Genomic DNA, 19110 nt, shown 5'->3' on the forward strand with positions numbered 1-19110 from the left:
ATGAAAATTCATGTAATAATCACAATGATAGCTTTATTTGTATTTCTCATAGCTGCCATTTGGTTCTCAAAAAAGAAGTACAAGATTAACCTTTCAGTTTTAGGACTTGGGGCAGTTGCATTTTTTGTCTCATCTCAAGTACTGGAGAAAATTGTTCACCTTATAGTTCTTCATCCACAAAAGGATGGGACAGTTCCACTCATGACGGAAAATCCCCTTCTCTATGTGATTTACGGGATCTGTATGGCTGCTTTGTTTGAAGAAACGGCCCGACTTGTCTTCTTTAAATGGTTAGAGAAGAAGAGAGCTTTGGAAGATTCGGATGCCCTCGCCTATGGACTTGGTCATGGTGGCTTGGAATTGCTCTACCTCGGAATGGGAAGCTTGATTAGTCTTTTGATCCTCTTTTCGTTATTAGAGTCTTCAAATCCAGATTTGGCAACTCTCCTTCCCAAAAATACACTTGAAACAGTACAATCTCTATCTGTATGGCAGGTTTATTTACTCGGAGTTGAGCGTGTGCTTGCTCTTGTTATGCAAATTGGTCTCTCTTTCTGGGTTTATCAAGCAGTCCGTCAAAAGAATTGGATTTATCTAGTAACTGCTTATGGTTTACATGCCTTCTTTGATCTGGCTCCGAGTCTATCTCAGGTTGGTTGGATTTCAAATCCGCTTCTTGTTGAAGGATTGTTAGCAGTGGAAGTTGTTCTATTTGTATACTTTACAAAAACTATCTTGTATAAAAAATAATCATGCAAAAGAGGTCTGACCTCTTTTTTACTTGTGTGAATAAAAAAGATTTTCAAATCGTCGAAAAAAATCGCTAAAAATGGTATAATGGAATGAATTTTATAAAAGGATAAGAAAGATGACTGTATTAGAAAAATTAAAAGAAACCTTAGAAGGAATTGATATTCGATTCGATGAGCCATTGAAAACTTATACCTATACCAAAGTCGGAGGGAAGGCAGATTACTTAGCTTTTCCTCGCAATCATTATGAGATGGCCCATGTGGTTAAGTTCGCTAATCAAGAAAATATCCCATGGATGGTTCTTGGAAATGCCAGTAATATTATCGTCCGAGAAGGCGGAATTCGTGGCTTTGTCATTATGTGTGACAAGCTCAACAATGTTTCCGTCGATGGTTACACCATTGAAGCAGAAGCGGGAGCTAACTTGATTGAGACCACTCGTATTGCTCTACGCCATAGTTTGACAGGATTTGAGTTTGCCTGTGGAATTCCAGGAAGCGTCGGTGGAGCTGTCTTTATGAATGCTGGAGCCTATGGAGGTGAGATTTCCAATATTTTGCAATCTTGCAAAGTATTGACCAAGGATGGGGAAATCGAGACTTTATCAGCCAAGGACTTAGCCTTTGGTTACCGTCATTCAGCTATTCAAGATTCTGGAGCAGTAGTATTATCAGCTAAATTTGCACTATCTCCAGGGAATTATGAGACGATTAATCAAGAAATGGAACGTTTGACCCACCTTCGAGAACTCAAACAACCTTTGGAATATCCATCATGTGGTTCTGTCTTTAAGCGTCCAGTCGGGCATTTTGCAGGACAATTGATTTCAGAAGCTGGTTTGAAGGGCTACCGTATCGGTGGTGTCGAAGTCTCAGAAAAACATGCAGGCTTTATGATTAATGTAGCCGATGGGACTGCAAGAGATTATGAAGACTTAATTGAGTCTGTCATTGAAAAAGTTAAAGAACATTCAGGTGTTACCCTTGAGCGAGAAGTTCGTATCTTGGGTGAACACGAATAACATTATTATTAAACATTATACAAAGATTGGGATTTTATCGCTAGATATGGTTTGGGTCAATTCCTTACAGTCATTGCTAGCATTTAACAAGGTCCCAATCTGTTAATTTACGAAGAAAAAGGAATTTATAGGAATTGAAAAAACCAATTATCGAATTCAGAAACGTTTCTAAAGTTTTTGAAGATAGTGACACTAAGGTTCTCAAGGATATTAACTTTGAGTTGGAAGAAGGAAAATTTTATACACTGCTAGGAGCTTCTGGTTCAGGAAAATCAACCATTCTCAATATTATCGCGGGTTTGCTAGACGCAACGACGGGTGATATTTTGCTGGATGGCGTAAGAATCAATGATATCCCGACCAATAAACGTTATGTTCATACGGTCTTCCAGTCTTACGCCTTGTTCCCACATATGAATGTCTTTGAAAATGTTGCCTTTCCATTGCGATTGCGAAAGGTCGATAAAAAAGAAATCGAAAAACGTGTCTTAGAAGTTCTCAAGATGGTACAGCTTGAAGGATATGAAAAGCGTTCTATCCGTAGGCTATCTGGAGGGCAACGTCAGCGTGTAGCTATTGCGCGTGCGATTATCAACCAGCCTCGAGTGGTGCTCTTGGATGAGCCCTTGTCAGCACTTGACTTGAAGTTGCGGACAGACATGCAGTACGAACTACGTGAACTGCAACAACGCTTGGGCATCACCTTTGTTTTTGTTACCCACGATCAGGAAGAAGCTCTGGCCATGAGTGACTGGATTTTTGTCATGAATGACGGTGAGATTGTTCAGTCTGGGACACCAGTTGATATCTACGACGAGCCAATCAACCACTTTGTTGCTACCTTCATAGGGGAGTCAAATATCTTGCCAGGAACCATGATTGAGGACTACTTGGTCGAGTTTAACGGCAAACGCTTTGAAGCGGTCGATGGTGGGATGAAGTCAAATGAACCGGTCGAAGTCGTCATTCGTCCAGAGGACTTGCGCATTACTCTGCCAGAAGAAGGAAAACTTCAAGTGAAGGTCGATACGCAGCTCTTCCGTGGGGTTCACTATGAGATTATCGCCTATGACGAACTTGGTAATGAATGGATGATCCACTCAACTCGTAAGGCCATCGTTGGTGAGGAAATCGGTCTGGACTTTGAACCAGAAGATATCCATATCATGCGTCTCAATGAAACAGAAGAAGAGTTCGATGCTCGTATCGAAGAATACGTAGAAATCGAAGAGCATGAAGCAGGTTTGATTAACGCTATTGAGGAGGAAAGAGATGAAGAAAACAACCTCTAAACTCTTTGTAGTGCCCTACATGCTTTGGATTGCCCTCTTTGTATTGGCACCCCTGGTCTTGATTTTTGGACAATCATTTTTCAACATCGAAGGTCAGTTTAGTTTAGAAAACTATAAATCCTATTTTGCGTCACAAAACTTAACCTATCTCAAAATGAGCTTCAACTCTGTTCTCTATGCAGGGATTGTAACTCTAGTGACGCTTCTTATCAGTTATCCAACAGCCCTCTTTTTGACTCGTCTCAAACACCGTCAACTCTGGCTCATGCTAATCATCTTGCCAACCTGGATCAACCTTCTCCTTAAGGCATATGCCTTTATCGGGATTTTTGGTCAAAACGGCTCTATTAATCAATTCCTAGAATTTATCGGAATTGGTTCTCAGCAGTTGCTATTTACAGATTTCTCATTTATCTTTGTTGCAAGCTACATCGAGCTTCCATTTATGATTTTGCCAATCTTCAATGTCTTGGATGATATGGATAACAATCTCATCAATGCCAGCTATGACCTCGGTGCGACCAAGTGGGAAACCTTCCGTCATGTCATCTTCCCTCTGTCTATGAATGGGGTGCGAAGCGGAGTTCAATCTGTCTTTATCCCCAGCTTGAGTCTCTTCATGTTGACACGTTTGATTGGAGGGAACCGCGTTATCACGCTGGGAACGGCTATTGAGCAGAACTTTCTAACCAATGACAACTACGGTATGGGTTCTACCATCGGGGTGATCCTTATCCTGACTATGTTCATCACCATGTGGGTGACCAAGGAAAGGAGAGAACGATGAAAAAATTATCGAATCTATACCTAGCCTTCGTCTTTATCGTCCTCTATCTGCCAATCTTCTACTTGATTGGTTATGCCTTCAATGCTGGGGACGATATGAATAGTTTTACAGGTTTTAGTTTAGCTCATTTCCATGCTATGTTTAGCGATGGAAGACTCATGCTGATCCTGGTACAGACATTTTTACTAGCCTTTTTGTCAGCCTTAATTGCGACAGTGATTGGTACTTTTGGAGCTATCTACATCTACCAATCACGCAAAAAATACCAAGAAGCCTTTCTATCTCTCAATAACATTTTGATGGTTGCACCCGATGTTATGATTGGTGCCAGCTTCTTGATTCTCTTTACTCAGCTCAAGTTCTCTCTTGGTTTTCTGACAGTGTTGTCCAGTCACGTAGCCTTCTCGATTCCTATCGTAGTGCTCATGGTCTTGCCACGATTGAAAGAGATGAATGGGGATATGATTCATGCGGCCTATGACCTTGGAGCTAGTCAGTTCCAGATGTTTAAAGAAATTATGCTTCCTTACCTAACACCGTCTATCATTGCAGGTTACTTTATGGCCTTCACCTATTCCTTAGATGACTTTGCCGTGACCTTCTTTGTAACGGGGAATGGATTTTCAACCTTGTCAGTCGAGATTTACTCTCGGGCTCGTAAGGGAATTTCGCTTGAAATCAATGCTCTTTCAGCCTTGGTCTTTCTCTTTAGTATTATCCTAGTAGTTGGATATTACTTCATTTCACGTGAGAAGGAGGAGAAAGCATGAAACGACTCTATTCATTTTTAGCAGGAATTTTAGCCATTATCCTTGTCTTATGGGGAATTTCTTACCATCTTGATAGTAAAATCAATAGCCGTGATAGTCAAAAATTGGTCATTTACAATTGGGGCGACTATATTGATCCTGAACTTCTGGAGAAATTTACAGAAGAAACAGGAATCCAAGTCCAGTACGAAACCTTTGACTCTAACGAAGCCATGTACACGAAAATCAAGCAGGGTGGGACAACCTATGATATTGCCATCCCAAGTGAGTACATGATTAACAAGATGAAGGACGAAGACCTTTTAGTTCCACTGGATTATAGTAAAATTGAGGGAATTGAGAATATTGGTCCAGAATTTCTCAACCAGTCCTTTGACCCAAACAATGAATATTCTATCCCATACTTCTGGGGAACTTTGGGAATTGTCTATAATGAAACCATGGTGGAAGAAGCTCCTGAACATTGGGACGACCTCTGGAAACCAGAATACAAGGATTCGATCATGCTCTTTGATGGGGCGCGTGAAGTGCTTGGTTTAGGCCTTAACTCACTAGGCTATAGCCTTAACTCAAAAGATCCTCAACAACTATCACAAACGGTTGATAAACTGTATGAGCTGACTCCTAATATTAAGGCTATTGTAGCTGATGAGATGAAGGGTTACATGATTCAGAACAATGCTGCTATCGGTGTGACTTTCTCAGGGGAAGCTAGCCAGATGTTGGAAAAGAATCCTAACCTCAAATATGTTGTGCCGACAGAAGCAAGCAACCTCTGGTTTGATAACATGGTTATTCCTAAAACTGTCAAGAACCAAGATGCAGCCTATGCCTTCATCAACTTCATGTTGAAGCCTGAAAATGCTCTTAAGAATGCAGAGTATGTCGGCTATTCAACACCAAACAATGCTGCTAAGGAAATGCTCCCAGAGGAGACAAAAGAGGACAAGTCCTTCTATCCAGATGCAGATACAATGAAACACCTCGAAGTTTATGAGAAGTTTGACCATCAATGGACAGGAATCTACAGTGACCTCTTCCTACAATTTAAGATGTATCGGAAGTAGAAGTATATAAAATAAAAACGAATCAGTAAATCTGGTTCGTTTTTTGAATAGATCGTAATTTGTATAACTGTTTATTTTTACTATCCTATTTGCTTATTTTATTTCCTAGTAGTATACTAATCTTATCATAATAGAAAGCGGTAACAAATCATGAAAATGTCTACTTTTTTCAAAAAAAGTTACTGGCCAACCTTTTTGATTGTTGACCAAACAATTATACTATTCCATTTAAAGGATGGCTTGGATCGGCAATATCTAACAACTGATTCCATACATTTGGTGATAGGGTTCTTTATATTTGCAAATATTTTCGTAGCTATCTTTAGCAATTCGAAAATGTGGGATAAAAGTTGGGATAAAAAGAGTGATAGCAGTAAGAAAAAATATATCCTGAAAAAGTCATCAGGGATATAGGGAGTTGGTTATTTAAATGAGGATTATTTCCAGTTGACGCAAGCTTAAAAAAACGTTATAATAAGAGAGTTGAGAATTGATTTTCTCTCCATCTTAGACCAGAGAAATGGCGGTGCTGCGAGCCATCTAAGATAGAAAATCATGCTACTCAATCTAACAATTGCATAAGAACGAAAGAATGACAAGTTCATTGAATGAAGGTGGTACCGCGGTTTTTCGCCCTTCGTGATATGGATTTGTCTTTTATTTTTGGAGGTGTTTATGAGAACATTTCTTGTCAAACAGAAATTTCGCCTAGGTGGTGAACGTTTTGATATCAAGGATGAGTTGGGCAATGTCGCCTATCAGGTTGAAGGTTCATTTTTTAAGATTCCTAAAACTTTTACCATCTATGATGTTGCTGGTGAACAGGTCAGTGAGATTAGTAAGGAAGTCTTAACTTTCCTACCTCGTTTTGAAATTCAACTGAGTAACGGCGATAGTTTTTATATCCGGAAGAAGTTGACGTTCTTTAGAGATAAGTATGAATTTGACAATCTCGGTCTTCGTATCGAAGGAAATGTCTGGGATTTGAATTTTAAATTGCTGGACGATCGTGACCAAGTAATTGCGGAGATTGCTAAGGAACTGTTCCATTTAACCTCGACTTATACCGTGACCGTCTACGACGAATCTTATGCAGACCTAGTCATTTCCCTCTGTGTCGCTATCGACTATGTAGAGATGCTAGAAAGCCAATCAGATTAAAAAAGGAGATACAAATGAAACAATTATCTAGTGCACAAGTCCGCCAAATGTGGCTTGATTTCTGGGCCAGTAAAGGCCACTCTGTAGAACCATCAGTTAGCTTGGTTCCCGTCAACGACCCAACACTTTTGTGGATCAACTCAGGGGTTGCTACCCTTAAGAAATACTTTGATGGAACCATTATTCCTGAAAACCCACGGATTACCAATGCGCAAAAAGCCATCCGTACCAACGATATCGAAAACGTAGGGAAAACTGCGCGTCACCATACCATGTTTGAAATGTTGGGGAACTTCTCTATCGGTGATTACTTCCGTGACGAAGCCATTACTTGGGCTTATGAGCTTTTGACAAGCCCTGAATGGTTTGACTTCCCAGCTGAAAAACTTTACATGACTTACTACCCAGCTGATACGGATTCTTACAACCGCTGGATTGAAGTGGGAGTAGATCCAAGTCATTTGATCCCAATCGAAGACAACTTCTGGGAAATCGGTGCTGGACCTTCTGGACCAGATACAGAAATCTTCTTTGACCGTGGGGAAGCTTTTGACCCAGAAAATATTGGTATTCGCCTTCTCGCAGAAGATATCGAAAACGATCGTTATATCGAAATCTGGAACATCGTTTTGTCACAATTTAACGCTGACCCTGCTGTACCTCGTAGCGAATACAAGGAATTGCCACACAAGAACATTGATACGGGTGCTGGTTTGGAGCGTTTGGTAGCTGTTATCCAAGGTGCTAAGACCAACTTTGAAACAGACCTATTTATGCCTATCATTCGCGAAGTTGAGAAGTTATCTGGTAAGGTTTATGACCAAGATGGCGACAACATGAGCTTCAAGGTCATTGCTGACCACATCCGTTCTCTTTCATTTGCTATTGGCGACGGTGCTCTCCCTGGAAATGAAGGTCGTGGTTATGTCCTTCGTCGCTTGCTCCGTCGTGCCTCTATGCATGGTCAAAAATTGGGTATCAACGAGCCTTTCCTTTACAAACTCGTTCCAACTGTTGGAAAAATCATGGAAAGCTACTACCCAGAAGTTCTCGAAAAACGTGACTTTATCGAAAAAATTGTCAAGAGCGAGGAAGAGTCATTTGCTCGCACTCTTCACTCAGGTCAACACTTTGCAGAAACTATCGTAGCAGACTTGAAAGAAAAAGGTCAAACAGTTATCGCTGGACAAGATGTCTTCAAACTCTATGATACTTATGGATTCCCAGTAGAGTTGACAGAAGAAATCGCTGAAGAAGCAGGAATGACTGTAGACCGTGAAGGCTTTGAAGCAGCCATGAAAGAGCAGCAAGAACGTGCGCGTGCATCAGCTGTTAAAGGCGGATCTATGGGTATGCAAAATGAAACCCTTCAAAACATTACAGTTGAGAGTGTCTTCAACTACAATGCTAGCCAATTGCCTTCTAAGTTGGTGGCTATCGTAGCGGACAATGCAGAGGTAGAAGCTGTAGCTGAAGGAACTGCATCACTGATCTTTGCAGAAACTCCATTCTACGCTGAAATGGGTGGACAAGTAGCTGACCACGGTCAAATCTTGGATGCTGCAGGTGACGTCGTAGCGACAGTGACAGACGTTCAAAAAGCACCAAATGGACAAGCTCTTCATACTGTTGAAGTCCTTGCACCGCTTGCTTTGAACCAAGAATACACTTTGGCCATCGATAGCAATCGTCGTCACCGTGTCATGAAGAACCACACAGCAACTCACTTGCTCCATGCGGCTCTACACAATATCCTTGGCCACCATGCAACTCAAGCAGGTTCACTTAATGAAGTAGAATTCCTCCGCTTTGACTTCACCCACTTCCAAGCCGTAACTCCAGAAGAATTGCGTGCTATTGAGCAACAAGTCAATGAGAAGATCTGGGAAGCCATCGCAGTCAAGACTGTTGAGACAGACATCGACACAGCTAAAGAAATGGGTGCTATGGCCCTCTTTGGTGAGAAATACGGTAAGGAAGTCCGTGTTGTAACGATTGGTGACTACTCAGTTGAACTTTGTGGTGGTACTCACGTAGGTAACACTTCTGAAATCGGTCTCTTCAAGATTGTCAAGGAAGAAGGGATCGGATCAGGAACTCGTCGTATCTTGGCAGTGACTGGTAAGGAAGCCTTCGAAGCTTACCGTGAACAAGAAGATGCACTGAAAGCAGTCGCAGCAACCTTGAAAGCACCTCAACTCAAAGAAGTACCTCATAAGGTTGAAGGACTTCAAGAACAACTCCGTCAATTACAAAAAGAAAATGCAGAATTGAAGGAAAAAGCTGCAGCAGCAGCGGCAGGTGATGTATTCAAGAATGTTCAAGAAGCAAACGGCCACCGTTACATTGCGAGTCAAGTTTCTGTTTCAGATGCAGGTGCTCTTCGTACCTTTGCAGATAACTGGAAGCAAAAAGACTACTCAGACGTCCTTGTTCTTGTCGCAGCCATCGGTGACAAGGTCAACCTTCTTGTAGCTAGCAAGACAAAAGACATCCACGCAGGTAACTTGGTTAAAGAATTAGCTCCAATCGTCGATGGACGTGGTGGTGGTAAACCAGATATGGCCATGGCAGGAGGAAGCAACCAAGCGAAAATCCAAGAATTGTTGGATGCAGTAGCAGGTAAGTTGTAATTAAAAATACCTATCCATTTGGATAGGTATTTTTACATATAAAGCTCATATTAAGTCTCAATTTGCTTGATATAACCTTTAATAATTTGAGTTGCCTTTTTAATAACGAGATTATATAATATAAATATAAGTATAAGTAAGAAAATAAGATTTGATTGATTATAATTTTTGGAAACTATAAAAGGAGAAACCATGGCTTTAAAAATGTTTGATGTTATTCGGTACGAAGGAGAAAATACCAGAAATATACTTGCTTGGAGACATCCTAAAACGGATATTAAATCTGGTTCAACATTAATTGTTAACCCTGGACAATGTGCAATATTATTTTCAAATGGGAAAGAATTAGCTAGATTTAATGCAGGAAAGCATAAGATTGAAATCTCTGATACACAGTTATTGGATGAATTTAAAACCTTTGTCAGTGGTGGTGTTTTACAGAATTCATCAAATCTATGGTTCGTAAATTTGTATGATTTACAACCCATTGGTTGGGGAACTCCTTCAGCTATTTTAGTACGAGATCCAGAGACTGATATTCCTGTCGAATTGAAATTACATGGAAATTTTGTTCCTCGAATTGTAAACTTGGAAGCATTTTTATTGGAATTTATGCCAAGTCAGCCTGATCTTATTACAGTAGATATTTTTCAAAAACGCTTTAGGCAAGCTACCATTGGACTAATTAGTTCAGCTATTTCAAAAGTTGTCTATAGTAATCAGATTGCTGTTATTGATATTGAAATGCACAGCAATGAAATTGGTTCTGAACTATCTAAGATTTTAGAGAATCAGTTCGATAAGTATGGTATTCGTATTGAAGAATTTAATATTGAATCTCTAAAAGTTAATCAAGGATGTCAGGGATATAAAGATATTTTCAAATTCCATAAACAAATTGTAGATGCTAAAATTAAGACTACAAGTCGAGATATCGAAGGATATAACTATCAGGAGGAGCGAAAATTTGATATTCTAGAAGAAGCAGCGAAAAATGAAAATTCTGATGGAAAACTAATGGGTGTAGGTATGGAAGTTGCTATGGGTCTTGGAATAGGAGCTAAACTTAACAACCTTGTAGGAAATATCGAAGGACTTAACCAAGCTAATAATAGTTCCGAACAGAATCAATTCGATTCAAGTAAAGAGGATGCTTTAGCTAAGTTCTGTAGTCAGTGTGGGGCTGAATTTTCTGAAGAAGCTAAGTTTTGTTCTAATTGCGGTCAACCTAGATAAAGTTTAAATTTTAAAATAAAATGTGGGATGAAATATACATATGTCTTAAAAATCTTTATAATATTTTGATTCTATCATGTTTCTAATCCCAATCATTAGCTTATTTTGGGAGTTCTGTTTCTTTCAGAGTTCCCATTTTTTATACTGATACATATGTATTCTTTGTTTGAACATTAAATTTATGAAATTGTATCAATGTAGAAGGAAAATTAGAAAAACTAGACAGTTAAACAGTTAGGAAATTTATTATAGGAGGATATTGTGAATGTATCAAGTATTTCGTTTATTAAGTATACTTTTTATGGGATTAACAAGTGCAACATTTTTTATTTCACTATTGATTGCAACTCTATTTCTAGGATATGGTAAGCCGATTTTCTCAATAGTGACACCTATTATTTTTTCTTTATCAGGTTTCTTTTTGTCTTCCTTTGCATTTTATAGCTTTGGTGTTTTAGAAAATATAAAAATTAAAGTCAAAGCTTTGGATGAGATATATAATGGGAAAGCTCTTTATAGAGAATATATAGCAACTAGAGGAGAAGATAGGTGAAACAGTATATTAAGAATAATTGGAAAGAAGTCTTTCATTGGTTAATTTCAAATATAGTAATACTCTGTTTTGTAGTTCTATCACTAGCTATCTTTGCTCTCGAAGATGAACCAACTAATGTTATTTTAAAAAATCTTGATTTTATACTCTTGGGGAAGGTTATCGGGATTCCTATTGTTATAAGTTTAGTGTTTTTAGCATTCCAAAATATTTCTTATGTCGTTATTGCCTTAATTATTTTATTCTTATTCCGAAAAACAATTAAAGATTCCTTTTCCTTGAAAAAGTTGAAACAAAAGAATCTACTTCAAATGCTTGTTTTAATTACTTTTTCATCACTTTTTGAACAAGTAAAATCCAGGGAATGGTCTATCCGATTTTTATTTCTTTTAATTCCTTGGTATTTGCTTAATTTGATTGTGATATTGATCCTAACTTACCGAGAATCAAAGAGAGAAGAGGAAATTAAGACACAAAAACAGATACAAGCATTATTCACCTTATTTGAAAAGCATAAGATTCATAAAAACACCTATCCTGTTATTTGTCCATCATGCAGTGGGGAGAATTTGCTTGACTTAGGTCAGGGTAAATCATGTGATTATTGTGGTGCATGGTTATCTAGAAAGGAAGTATAAATGAGACGCTATCGTTTAATGATATCAAAATTTGTTTATCCGCTAGTATCTTTCATTTGTATTGTTTCGGGATTGAAATTTTATCAGTCCATAGATAAGGAAATAAGATGGTTATTAGGAAAAAAAGAAGGATTACTTCACGATTTCTACTTTATGTGGCTTTTGATAGTTACAATTTTATTCATATTATTTTTCTTATTTATTGTCATATCATTTATTTTATTTTTAATACAACCAAGGATGAAACAATATAATAAAAGTTTGATGACAGTTCTTGAATTTGAAGAACTTGAAGAAGATGTTATAGAAACAAAGGGAAAAGTATTACAAGATCAATTATCTTATAGATTGTCAGCAAAACGGGCCTACTGTCCTAATTGTCATACATCAACAGATGGAGTAATTGGAACTAACTTAACTTGTGAAAACTGTGGTGAAACATTTATCGTTTCTTAATAAGAGTTTGATATACTTTATTTGAATATGATAAAAAGCAACAACTTAATAAGTTGTTGCTTTTTTGATAATGATCTTTATTTTTAAACAATACCTTGGGCAATCATAGCATTTGCTACGTTTTCAAAGGCTGCAATATTTGCACCTGCAAGGTAGTCAGTACCAAGACCGTATGTTTCTGCAGTTGTTTTAGCTGTGTTGAAGATGTTAGTCATAATATCTTTCAAGCGACCGTCAACTTCTTCACGTGTCCATGAAAGGCGAAGGCTGTTTTGGCTCATTTCAAGAGCAGATACAGCTACCCCACCAGCATTAGCAGCTTTGGCAGGTCCATAAAGGATTCCGTTTTCTTTGTAGACTTTGATAGCTTCAAGGTCGCTAGGCATGTTAGCACCTTCAGACACACAGATAACACCTTGAGCAACCAAGCGTTTCGCAGCTTCACCGTTGATCTCGTTTTGAGTCGCACATGGAAGAGCGATATCGTAGTTACCAGTGTAAGTCCATACAGAACCTTCATAATAAGTAGCAGTAGGTTTTTCTGCAGCGTACTCAGTTAAACGAGCACGACGGTTGTTTTTAACGTCTGACAAAAGGTCGAAGTCGATACCATTTTCATCAATGACATAACCATTTGAGTCAGATACAGAAATAACTGTAGCACCAAGTTCAGTTGCTTTTTGAAGCGCGTATTGAGCTACGTTACCAGAACCTGAAATCACCACTTTCTTACCAGCAAAGCTGTTTCCGTTAGCTTTAAGCATTTCTTCAGTGTAGTAAACCAAACCGTAACCAGTTGCTTCTGGACGAATCAGGCTACCACCAAATCCAAGAGGTTTACCAGTCAAGACACCAGCATCAAATTGGTTGAGGCGTTTGTATTGTCCGTAAAGGTAACCAATTTCACGTCCACCGACACCGATATCACCAGCAGGTACGTCAAGAGATGGTCCGATGTATTTTTGCAATTCAGTCATGAAGCTTTGGCAGAAGCGCATCACTTCAGCATCAGTTTTGCCTTTAGGATCGAAGTCGGATCCACCTTTACCTCCACCGATTGGAAGTCCAGTCAAAACGTTTTTAAAGATTTGTTCGAAGCCGAGGAATTTCAAGATCCCTTGGTTTACAGTTGGGTGGAAACGAAGTCCGCCTTTATATGGTCCAACAGCAGAGTTAAATTGAACACGGTAACCACGGTTAACTTGAACTTTTCCATCACGGTCAACCCAAGGAACACGGAAAGAAATTACGCGCTCAGGTTCAGTGATACGTGCCAAGATGTTTTCTTCAATATACTCAGGGTGTTTTTCAAAGACAGGTTCCAAAGTGCTGAAGAATTCTTCAACCGCCTGGAGAAATTCAGCCTCATGCCCGTTACGAGCTTTTACAGTTTCAAACACGCTTTGGATATATTCTTTAGCAGATGTCATATCGTTCTCCTTTTTTTGTTGTCATATTTTATTACATGAGACATTATAGCAGAAAAAATTTTCAGTGTAAAGAAAAAAACATAAATTTTCTAAAAATTCTTTCAATTTGAATAAGCTAGTTTTATTAGTTGAATTAGAAACCTTTTTATAGGGTTAGTTTTATTAAAAGGCTCCTGCCAAAGTATGGTATAATAATAAAGAAATAATGGATTTTGGAGGAATAGAATCATGGTATCAACGAAAACACAGATTGCTGGTTTTGAGTTTGATAATTGCTTGATGAATGCGGCAGGTGTTGCTTGTATGACAATTGAGGAATTGGAAGGTGTCAAAAATTCAGCAGCAGGAACCTTTGTCACCAAGACTGCAACCTTGGAATTTCGTCAGGGAAATCCTGAACCACGCTATCAAGATGTTCCACTTGGTTCTATTAACTCTATGGGGCTCCCAAATAATGGTTTAGACTATTACTTGAACTACCTTTTGGAATTGCAAGAAAAGGAACCAAATCGTACCTTCTTTCTCTCTTTAGTTGGGATGTCTCCAGAGGAAACTCATACCATCTTGAGGAAGGTTCAAGAAAGTGATTTTCGTGGTTTAACCGAACTCAATCTCTCATGCCCAAATGTTCCAGGTAAGCCTCAGATTGCCTATGATTTTGAAACAACAGACCGTATCTTGTCAGAAGTCTTTGCCTACTTTACAAAACCTCTTGGAATTAAGCTTCCACCTTATTTTGATATTGTTCACTTTGACCAGGCAGCAGAAATTTTCAACAAATATCCACTCAAATTCGTCAACTGTGTCAACTCTATTGGAAATGGTCTTTATATAGAAGATGAGTCTGTCGTGATTCGTCCTAAGAACGGCTTTGGTGGAATTGGTGGAGAATACATTAAACCAACTGCTCTTGCCAATGTCCATGCCTTTTATCAACGCTTAAATCCTCAAATTCAAATCATCGGAACTGGTGGAGTATTAACAGGACGTGATGCCTTTGAACATATCCTATGTGGTGCCAGCATGGTACAAGTAGGAACTACTCTTCATAAAGAAGGTGTAGGTGCTTTTGAGCGTATTACAAAGGAACTCAAAGAAATTATGACGGAAAAAGGATACCAAAGCCTAGAGGATTTCCATGGAAAATTGAATTATATGGATTAAACAGAAGCTAAATTAAAAAGAAAGGAGAATAAATGCTAGCCATAGAAGAAAGTCGAAAGCTATCCTTAGCGAACCTTCCTAGTTTGACCCTGTTTACAGGGGCTGATCAAGGCCAGTACGACATCATGAAAACTCAGGTTCTAAAGCAAATCGGATACGATCCTGCAGATTTGAATTTTGCTTATTTTGACATGAAAGAAGTAGACTACAAAAGCTTGGAGCTAGAGTTGGTCAGTCTTCCTTTCTTTGCGGATGAAAAAATTGTTATTTTAGATCATTTTCTCGATATTACAACTGCTAAAAAACGCTATCTAACTGATGATGAGCTCAAGGCCTTTGAAGACTATCTGGAAAATCCTGTACCCTCAAGTAAATTAGTAATCTTTGCTGAAGGCAAGTTAGATAGCAAGCGACGTTTGGTCAAATTACTTAAGCGGGATGCGACAGTATTTGAGGCTCTTGAACCTAAAGAGCAAGAGTTGCGTGCCTATTTTCAAAAGTGGGTTCAGGAACAAGGACTTACTTTTGATGGAAATTCCTTTGAACAGTTGCTTATCAAATCTAGTTTTCAATTCAGTGAAATTCAGAAAAACCTGCTCTTCTTACAGTCTTATAAGGATAGTGGTCGGATAACAGAAGAAGATATTGTTGAAGCCATTCCAAAGACTTTGCAGGATAATATTTTTGATTTGACCCAATTAATATTAACTAAGAAAATTGATCAGGCACGAGATTTAGTTAAAGATTTGACCTTACAGGGTGAAGACGAGATTAAACTGATTGCCATTATGCTGGGGCAGTTTAGACTCTATACACAGGTAAAAATATTGCAAGAGTCTGGTCAGACAGAATCACAGATGGTTAGCAGTTTGGGTCATTATCTTGGTCGCAATCCGAATCCCTATCAAATCAAATTTGCTCTTCGTGACACGCGAGGATTGTCTATGAATTTCCTACAAGATTCTATTCGTTATCTCATCCAGGCAGATTATCAAATTAAGACTGGTGTTTACGAAAAAGGGTACTTGTTTGAGAAAGCTTTATTGCAGATTGCGAGCCAGTCAAATTGAGCAAATAACTTGAAAAAAAAGGTTGTTTGCGTTATCATTTTTATATAGAAAGAAAAAGAGGTATTACAGATGGCTATTATCTTACCAGATCTTCCATACGCTTATGACGCCTTGGAACCATATATTGATGCTGAAACGATGCATTTGCACCATGACAAACATCACCAAGCATATGTAAATAACGCTAATGCAGCTCTTGAAAAACACCCTGAAATTGGTGAAGACCTTGAATCTTTGCTTGCTGATGTAGAATCTATCCCAGCTGATATCCGTCAAGCGCTTATCAACAACGGTGGTGGACACTTGAATCATGCTCTTTTCTGGGAATTGATGACTCCTGAACAGACAGCTCCTTCAGCAGAACTTGCAGCAGCAATCGATGCAACTTTTGGTTCATTCGAAGAATTCCAAGCAGCATTTACTGCGGCAGCAACGACTCGTTTCGGTTCTGGATGGGCATGGTTGGTTGTTAACAAAGAAGGTAAGCTTGAAGTGACTTCAACAGCAAACCAAGATACACCAATCTCAGAAGGTAAAAAACCAATCTTAGGTTTGGACGTTTGGGAACATGCCTACTACGTGAAATATCGCAACGTTCGTCCTGACTACATCAAAGCTTTCTTCTCAGTTATCAACTGGAACAAAGTAGACGAGCTTTACGCAGCAGCTAAATAATCGCATTTGGTAACACTCCTTTTTAGTTGGATTTTGGGTCTAGCTTTAAAGGTGTTTTTTTGTTTCCTTTTTTAGAAGTAACTGTCTCATGATTTTCCTTTGTTGGATAGGCTTTATTTATGGTATAATGATAAGATAGAAAACGAAGGAGAAATCATGAATATTCAACAATTACGCTACGTTGTTGCTATTGCAAATAGTGGTACTTTTCGTGAAGCTGCTGAGAAAATGTACGTTAGCCAACCCAGTCTATCTATTTCTGTAAGAGATCTGGAGAAAGAGCTAGGATTCAAGATTTTCCGCAGAACTAGTTCGGGTACCTTTCTTACTCGCCGAGGAATGGAATTTTATGAAAAGGCACAAGAGTTAGTAAAAGGGTTTGATGTATTTCAAAATCAGTATGCTAATCCTGAAGAGGAGAAGGATGAGTTTTCAATAGCCAGCCAGCACTATGATTTCTTGCCACCAACCATTACAGCATTTTCACAACAATATCCTGAATATAAAAATTTCCGTATTTTTGAATCTACAACTGTTCAGATTTTGGATGAAGTAGCCCAAGGTCATAGTGAGATTGGGATTATTTACCTCAACAATCAAAACCAAAAAGGTATCATGCAGCGGATTGAAAAATTAGGCCTTGAAGTGATTGAGTTGATTCCTTTCCAGACGCATATCTATCTTCGTGAAGGACATCCTTTAGCCAAGAAAAAAGAGTTGGTTATGGAGAATTTAGTTGATTTGCCAACAGTTCGTTTCACACAAGAGAAGGATGAATATCTCTATTACTCAGAAAACTTTGTGGACACAAGTGCCAGCTCTCAGATGTTTAACGTAACAGATCGCGCTACTTTAAATGGAATTCTTGAAAGAACAAATGCTTATGCGACTGGTTCTGGATTCTTAGATAGCGATAGTGTGAACGGAATCACCGTTATTCCGCTAAATGATAATCTCAATAATCGCATGGTTTATGTGAAACGTGAGGAAGTAGACTTGAGTCAAGCAGGGACTTTATTTGTAGAGGTTATGCAAGAGTATTTTGATCAGAAGAGGAAAGCATGAAAAAAAGAGGAATAGTAGCAGGAATTATAGCTGCCTTGATTGTATTAGATCAATTGGTAAAGGCTTATGTCGTTAATAATATTGCTCTTGATGAAATCAAATCATGGATTCCAAATCTAGTTAGTTTAACCTATCTGCAAAATAGGGGAGCAGCTTTTTCTATTCTTCAAGATCAACAGTGGTTTTTTGCGGTGATTACTCTAGTAGTTATGGCAGGGGCTATCTGGTATTTGCACAAGCATATAGAAGATTCCCTCTGGACAGTCTTTGGATTGGTTCTGATTATTGCAGGTGGTCTGGGAAACTTCATTGATCGCATTAGCCAAGGATTTGTCGTGGATATGTTTCACTTAGACTTTATCAATTTTGCCATTTTTAATGTGGCTGATAGTTATCTGACAGTAGGGGTCGTTGTGTTATTGCTTGCAATGCTAAAAGAGGAAATGAATGGAAATTAAAATTGAAAGAGGCGGGATACGCCTAGATAAGGCTTTGTCAGATTTGACAGAATTGTCTCGTAGTCTCGCCAATGAACAAATCAAGTCTGGTCAAGTCTTGGTCAACGGCCAGGTCAAGAAAGCCAAGTATACGGTCCAAGAGGGGGATGTCATCACTTACCAAATTCCTGAACCAGAAGTTTTAGAGTATGTGGCTGAAGATATTCCTTTAGAAATCATTTACCAAGATGAGGATGTAGCAGTAGTCAACAAACCTCAAGGGATGGTCGTTCATCCAAGTGCTGGTCATACCAGTGGTACCTTGGTGAATGCCCTTATGTATCATATTAAAGACTTATCAGGAATCAATGGTGTGCTGCGTCCAGGAATTGTCCACCGTATTGATAAGGACACATCAGGGCTTCTCATGATTGCTAAAAACGATGATGCCCATTTAGCACTAGCTCAAGAATTAAAAGACAAGAAATCTCTTCGAAAATATTGGGCCATTGTTCATGGTAATCTTCCAAATGACCGTGGAGTCATTGAGGCGCCGATTGGTCGTAGCGAAAAAGACCGCAAGAAACAAGCTGTGACTGCCAAAGGAAAACCAGCAGTGACACGTTTCCAAGTCTTGGAACGCTTTGGTGACTATTCTTTATTAGAGTTGCAACTGGAAACAGGACGAACTCATCAAATACGTGTGCACATGGCTTATATCGGTCATCCTGTCGCTGGTGATGAGGTATACGGTCCTCGTAAAACCCTAAAGGGACATGGGCAATTTCTCCATGCCAAGACTCTTGGTTTTACCCATCCAAGGACTAGTGAAACTATGGAATTTACTTCTGAAATTCCAAATATCTTTAAAGAGACTTTGGAAAGACTTCGAAATAACTAAA

The 19110-nt window shown here is 38.8% G+C and carries 20 protein-coding genes; 19 read left to right on the plus strand and 1 reads right to left on the minus strand.

Annotation, left to right across the window (positions count from 1 at the left end; all coding sequences use genetic code 11):
- The 13 genes from HMPREF2957_RS05810 to HMPREF2957_RS05870 all read left to right on the plus strand — a co-directional run bounded on the left by HMPREF2957_RS05810 (position 1) and on the right by HMPREF2957_RS05870 (position 12367).
- The gene (locus tag HMPREF2957_RS05810) at positions 1-750 is read left to right on the plus strand and encodes a YhfC family intramembrane metalloprotease (protein WP_070678062.1); all 750 of its coding nucleotides are present in this window, start codon (positions 1-3) and stop codon (positions 748-750) included.
- 118 nt (positions 751-868) lie between these two features.
- Complete coding sequence (murB, locus tag HMPREF2957_RS05815) at positions 869-1774, plus strand: UDP-N-acetylmuramate dehydrogenase (protein WP_070678065.1); 906 nt, start codon at positions 869-871, stop codon at positions 1772-1774.
- Positions 1775-1908: 134 nt separating this feature from the next.
- Positions 1909-3066: an ABC transporter ATP-binding protein gene (locus tag HMPREF2957_RS05820; RefSeq protein ID WP_070678066.1), complete on the plus strand. Its 1158-nt coding sequence runs from the start codon at positions 1909-1911 to the stop codon at positions 3064-3066.
- Complete coding sequence (locus tag HMPREF2957_RS05825) at positions 3047-3853, plus strand: ABC transporter permease (RefSeq protein WP_000754114.1); 807 nt, start codon at positions 3047-3049, stop codon at positions 3851-3853. The genes HMPREF2957_RS05820 and HMPREF2957_RS05825 overlap by 20 nt, the downstream gene beginning before the upstream one ends.
- Entirely contained in the window at positions 3850-4623 is a 774-nt protein-coding gene (locus HMPREF2957_RS05830) for an ABC transporter permease (RefSeq protein WP_070678067.1), read from the plus strand. Before HMPREF2957_RS05825 ends, HMPREF2957_RS05830 begins: the two co-directional genes overlap by 4 nt.
- Positions 4620-5690, plus strand: coding sequence for an ABC transporter substrate-binding protein (locus HMPREF2957_RS05835; RefSeq protein ID WP_070678069.1), 1071 nt, complete (start codon positions 4620-4622; stop codon positions 5688-5690). The genes HMPREF2957_RS05830 and HMPREF2957_RS05835 overlap by 4 nt, the downstream gene beginning before the upstream one ends.
- Positions 5691-5840: 150 nt before the next feature.
- Positions 5841-6104, plus strand: coding sequence for a hypothetical protein (locus HMPREF2957_RS05840; RefSeq protein ID WP_025170558.1), 264 nt, complete (start codon positions 5841-5843; stop codon positions 6102-6104).
- A gap of 261 nt (positions 6105-6365) precedes the next feature.
- A complete protein-coding gene (locus tag HMPREF2957_RS05845) occupies positions 6366-6851 on the plus strand; it encodes an LURP-one-related/scramblase family protein (RefSeq protein ID WP_004252577.1) in 486 nt (161 codons plus the stop codon).
- 14 nt (positions 6852-6865) lie between these two features.
- Positions 6866-9484 (plus strand): alanine--tRNA ligase, encoded by a 2619-nt coding sequence (alaS, locus tag HMPREF2957_RS05850; protein ID WP_070678071.1) that lies wholly within the window; start codon positions 6866-6868, stop codon positions 9482-9484.
- Positions 9485-9676: 192 nt separating this feature from the next.
- Positions 9677-10720, plus strand: coding sequence for an SPFH domain-containing protein (locus HMPREF2957_RS05855; RefSeq protein ID WP_025170559.1), 1044 nt, complete (start codon positions 9677-9679; stop codon positions 10718-10720).
- Positions 10721-10985: 265 nt separating this feature from the next.
- A complete protein-coding gene (locus tag HMPREF2957_RS05860) occupies positions 10986-11273 on the plus strand; it encodes a hypothetical protein (protein ID WP_004252581.1) in 288 nt (95 codons plus the stop codon).
- A complete protein-coding gene (locus HMPREF2957_RS05865; RefSeq protein ID WP_004252582.1) occupies positions 11270-11911 on the plus strand; it encodes a hypothetical protein in 642 nt (213 codons plus the stop codon). The genes HMPREF2957_RS05860 and HMPREF2957_RS05865 overlap by 4 nt, the downstream gene beginning before the upstream one ends.
- A complete protein-coding gene (locus HMPREF2957_RS05870; protein ID WP_025170560.1) occupies positions 11912-12367 on the plus strand; it encodes a hypothetical protein in 456 nt (151 codons plus the stop codon). It begins immediately after the preceding gene.
- Between the two features lie 83 nt (positions 12368-12450).
- On the opposite strand, the gene gdhA is transcribed toward HMPREF2957_RS05870, so the two are convergent.
- Positions 12451-13797 carry an NADP-specific glutamate dehydrogenase gene (gene gdhA / locus HMPREF2957_RS05875; protein WP_004252585.1) on the minus strand — a complete coding sequence of 449 codons (1347 nt, stop codon included), beginning with the start codon at positions 13795-13797 and terminating at the stop codon, positions 12451-12453.
- A gap of 228 nt (positions 13798-14025) precedes the next feature.
- Between gdhA and HMPREF2957_RS05880 the strand changes: the two genes are divergently transcribed.
- The 6 genes from HMPREF2957_RS05880 (at position 14026) to HMPREF2957_RS05905 (ending at position 19109) form a co-directional block, all read left to right on the plus strand.
- Positions 14026-14961, plus strand: a complete 936-nt coding sequence (locus tag HMPREF2957_RS05880) for a dihydroorotate oxidase (RefSeq protein WP_070678073.1) — start codon at positions 14026-14028, stop codon at positions 14959-14961.
- Between the two features lie 32 nt (positions 14962-14993).
- On the plus strand, positions 14994-16031 hold the full coding sequence (gene holA / locus HMPREF2957_RS05885) for a DNA polymerase III subunit delta (RefSeq protein ID WP_070678075.1): 1038 nt from the start codon (positions 14994-14996) through the stop codon (positions 16029-16031).
- Positions 16032-16100: 69 nt separating this feature from the next.
- Positions 16101-16706 (plus strand): superoxide dismutase SodA, encoded by a 606-nt coding sequence (gene sodA / locus HMPREF2957_RS05890; protein ID WP_070678076.1) that lies wholly within the window; start codon positions 16101-16103, stop codon positions 16704-16706.
- A 156-nt stretch (positions 16707-16862) separates the two neighbouring features.
- The gene (locus HMPREF2957_RS05895; protein ID WP_070678078.1) at positions 16863-17771 is read left to right on the plus strand and encodes a LysR family transcriptional regulator; all 909 of its coding nucleotides are present in this window, start codon (positions 16863-16865) and stop codon (positions 17769-17771) included.
- Complete coding sequence (gene lspA / locus HMPREF2957_RS05900) at positions 17768-18229, plus strand: signal peptidase II (protein ID WP_070678080.1); 462 nt, start codon at positions 17768-17770, stop codon at positions 18227-18229. The genes HMPREF2957_RS05895 and lspA overlap by 4 nt, the downstream gene beginning before the upstream one ends.
- Entirely contained in the window at positions 18219-19109 is an 891-nt protein-coding gene (locus HMPREF2957_RS05905) for an RluA family pseudouridine synthase (protein WP_070678081.1), read from the plus strand. Before lspA ends, HMPREF2957_RS05905 begins: the two co-directional genes overlap by 11 nt.
- The last annotated feature ends 1 nt before the right edge of the window (position 19110 follow it).

This window comes from Streptococcus sp. HMSC062D07, from assembly GCF_001814215.1.
Classification (GTDB): Bacteria; Bacillota; Bacilli; order Lactobacillales; family Streptococcaceae; genus Streptococcus; species Streptococcus infantis_I.

Bases quoted from the DNA above. Each gene is read 5' to 3' on its own strand.
- HMPREF2957_RS05810 (WP_070678062.1), top strand. From the start codon at position 1: ATGAAAATTCATGTAATAATCACAATGATAGCTTTATTTGTATTTCTC.
- murB (WP_070678065.1), top strand. From the start codon at position 869: ATGACTGTATTAGAAAAATTAAAAGAAACCTTAGAAGGAATTGATATT.
- HMPREF2957_RS05825 (WP_000754114.1), top strand. From the start codon at position 3,047: ATGAAGAAAACAACCTCTAAACTCTTTGTAGTGCCCTACATGCTTTGG.
- HMPREF2957_RS05830 (WP_070678067.1), top strand. From the start codon at position 3,850: ATGAAAAAATTATCGAATCTATACCTAGCCTTCGTCTTTATCGTCCTC.
- HMPREF2957_RS05835 (WP_070678069.1), top strand. From the start codon at position 4,620: ATGAAACGACTCTATTCATTTTTAGCAGGAATTTTAGCCATTATCCTT.
- HMPREF2957_RS05840 (WP_025170558.1), top strand. From the start codon at position 5,841: ATGAAAATGTCTACTTTTTTCAAAAAAAGTTACTGGCCAACCTTTTTG.
- HMPREF2957_RS05845 (WP_004252577.1), top strand. From the start codon at position 6,366: ATGAGAACATTTCTTGTCAAACAGAAATTTCGCCTAGGTGGTGAACGT.
- alaS (WP_070678071.1), top strand. From the start codon at position 6,866: ATGAAACAATTATCTAGTGCACAAGTCCGCCAAATGTGGCTTGATTTC.
- HMPREF2957_RS05855 (WP_025170559.1), top strand. From the start codon at position 9,677: ATGGCTTTAAAAATGTTTGATGTTATTCGGTACGAAGGAGAAAATACC.
- HMPREF2957_RS05860 (WP_004252581.1), top strand. From the start codon at position 10,986: ATGTATCAAGTATTTCGTTTATTAAGTATACTTTTTATGGGATTAACA.
- HMPREF2957_RS05870 (WP_025170560.1), top strand. From the start codon at position 11,912: ATGAGACGCTATCGTTTAATGATATCAAAATTTGTTTATCCGCTAGTA.
- gdhA (WP_004252585.1), bottom strand. From the start codon at position 13,797: ATGACATCTGCTAAAGAATATATCCAAAGCGTGTTTGAAACTGTAAAA.
- HMPREF2957_RS05880 (WP_070678073.1), top strand. From the start codon at position 14,026: ATGGTATCAACGAAAACACAGATTGCTGGTTTTGAGTTTGATAATTGC.
- holA (WP_070678075.1), top strand. From the start codon at position 14,994: ATGCTAGCCATAGAAGAAAGTCGAAAGCTATCCTTAGCGAACCTTCCT.
- sodA (WP_070678076.1), top strand. From the start codon at position 16,101: ATGGCTATTATCTTACCAGATCTTCCATACGCTTATGACGCCTTGGAA.
- HMPREF2957_RS05895 (WP_070678078.1), top strand. From the start codon at position 16,863: ATGAATATTCAACAATTACGCTACGTTGTTGCTATTGCAAATAGTGGT.
- lspA (WP_070678080.1), top strand. From the start codon at position 17,768: ATGAAAAAAAGAGGAATAGTAGCAGGAATTATAGCTGCCTTGATTGTA.
- HMPREF2957_RS05905 (WP_070678081.1), top strand. From the start codon at position 18,219: ATGGAAATTAAAATTGAAAGAGGCGGGATACGCCTAGATAAGGCTTTG.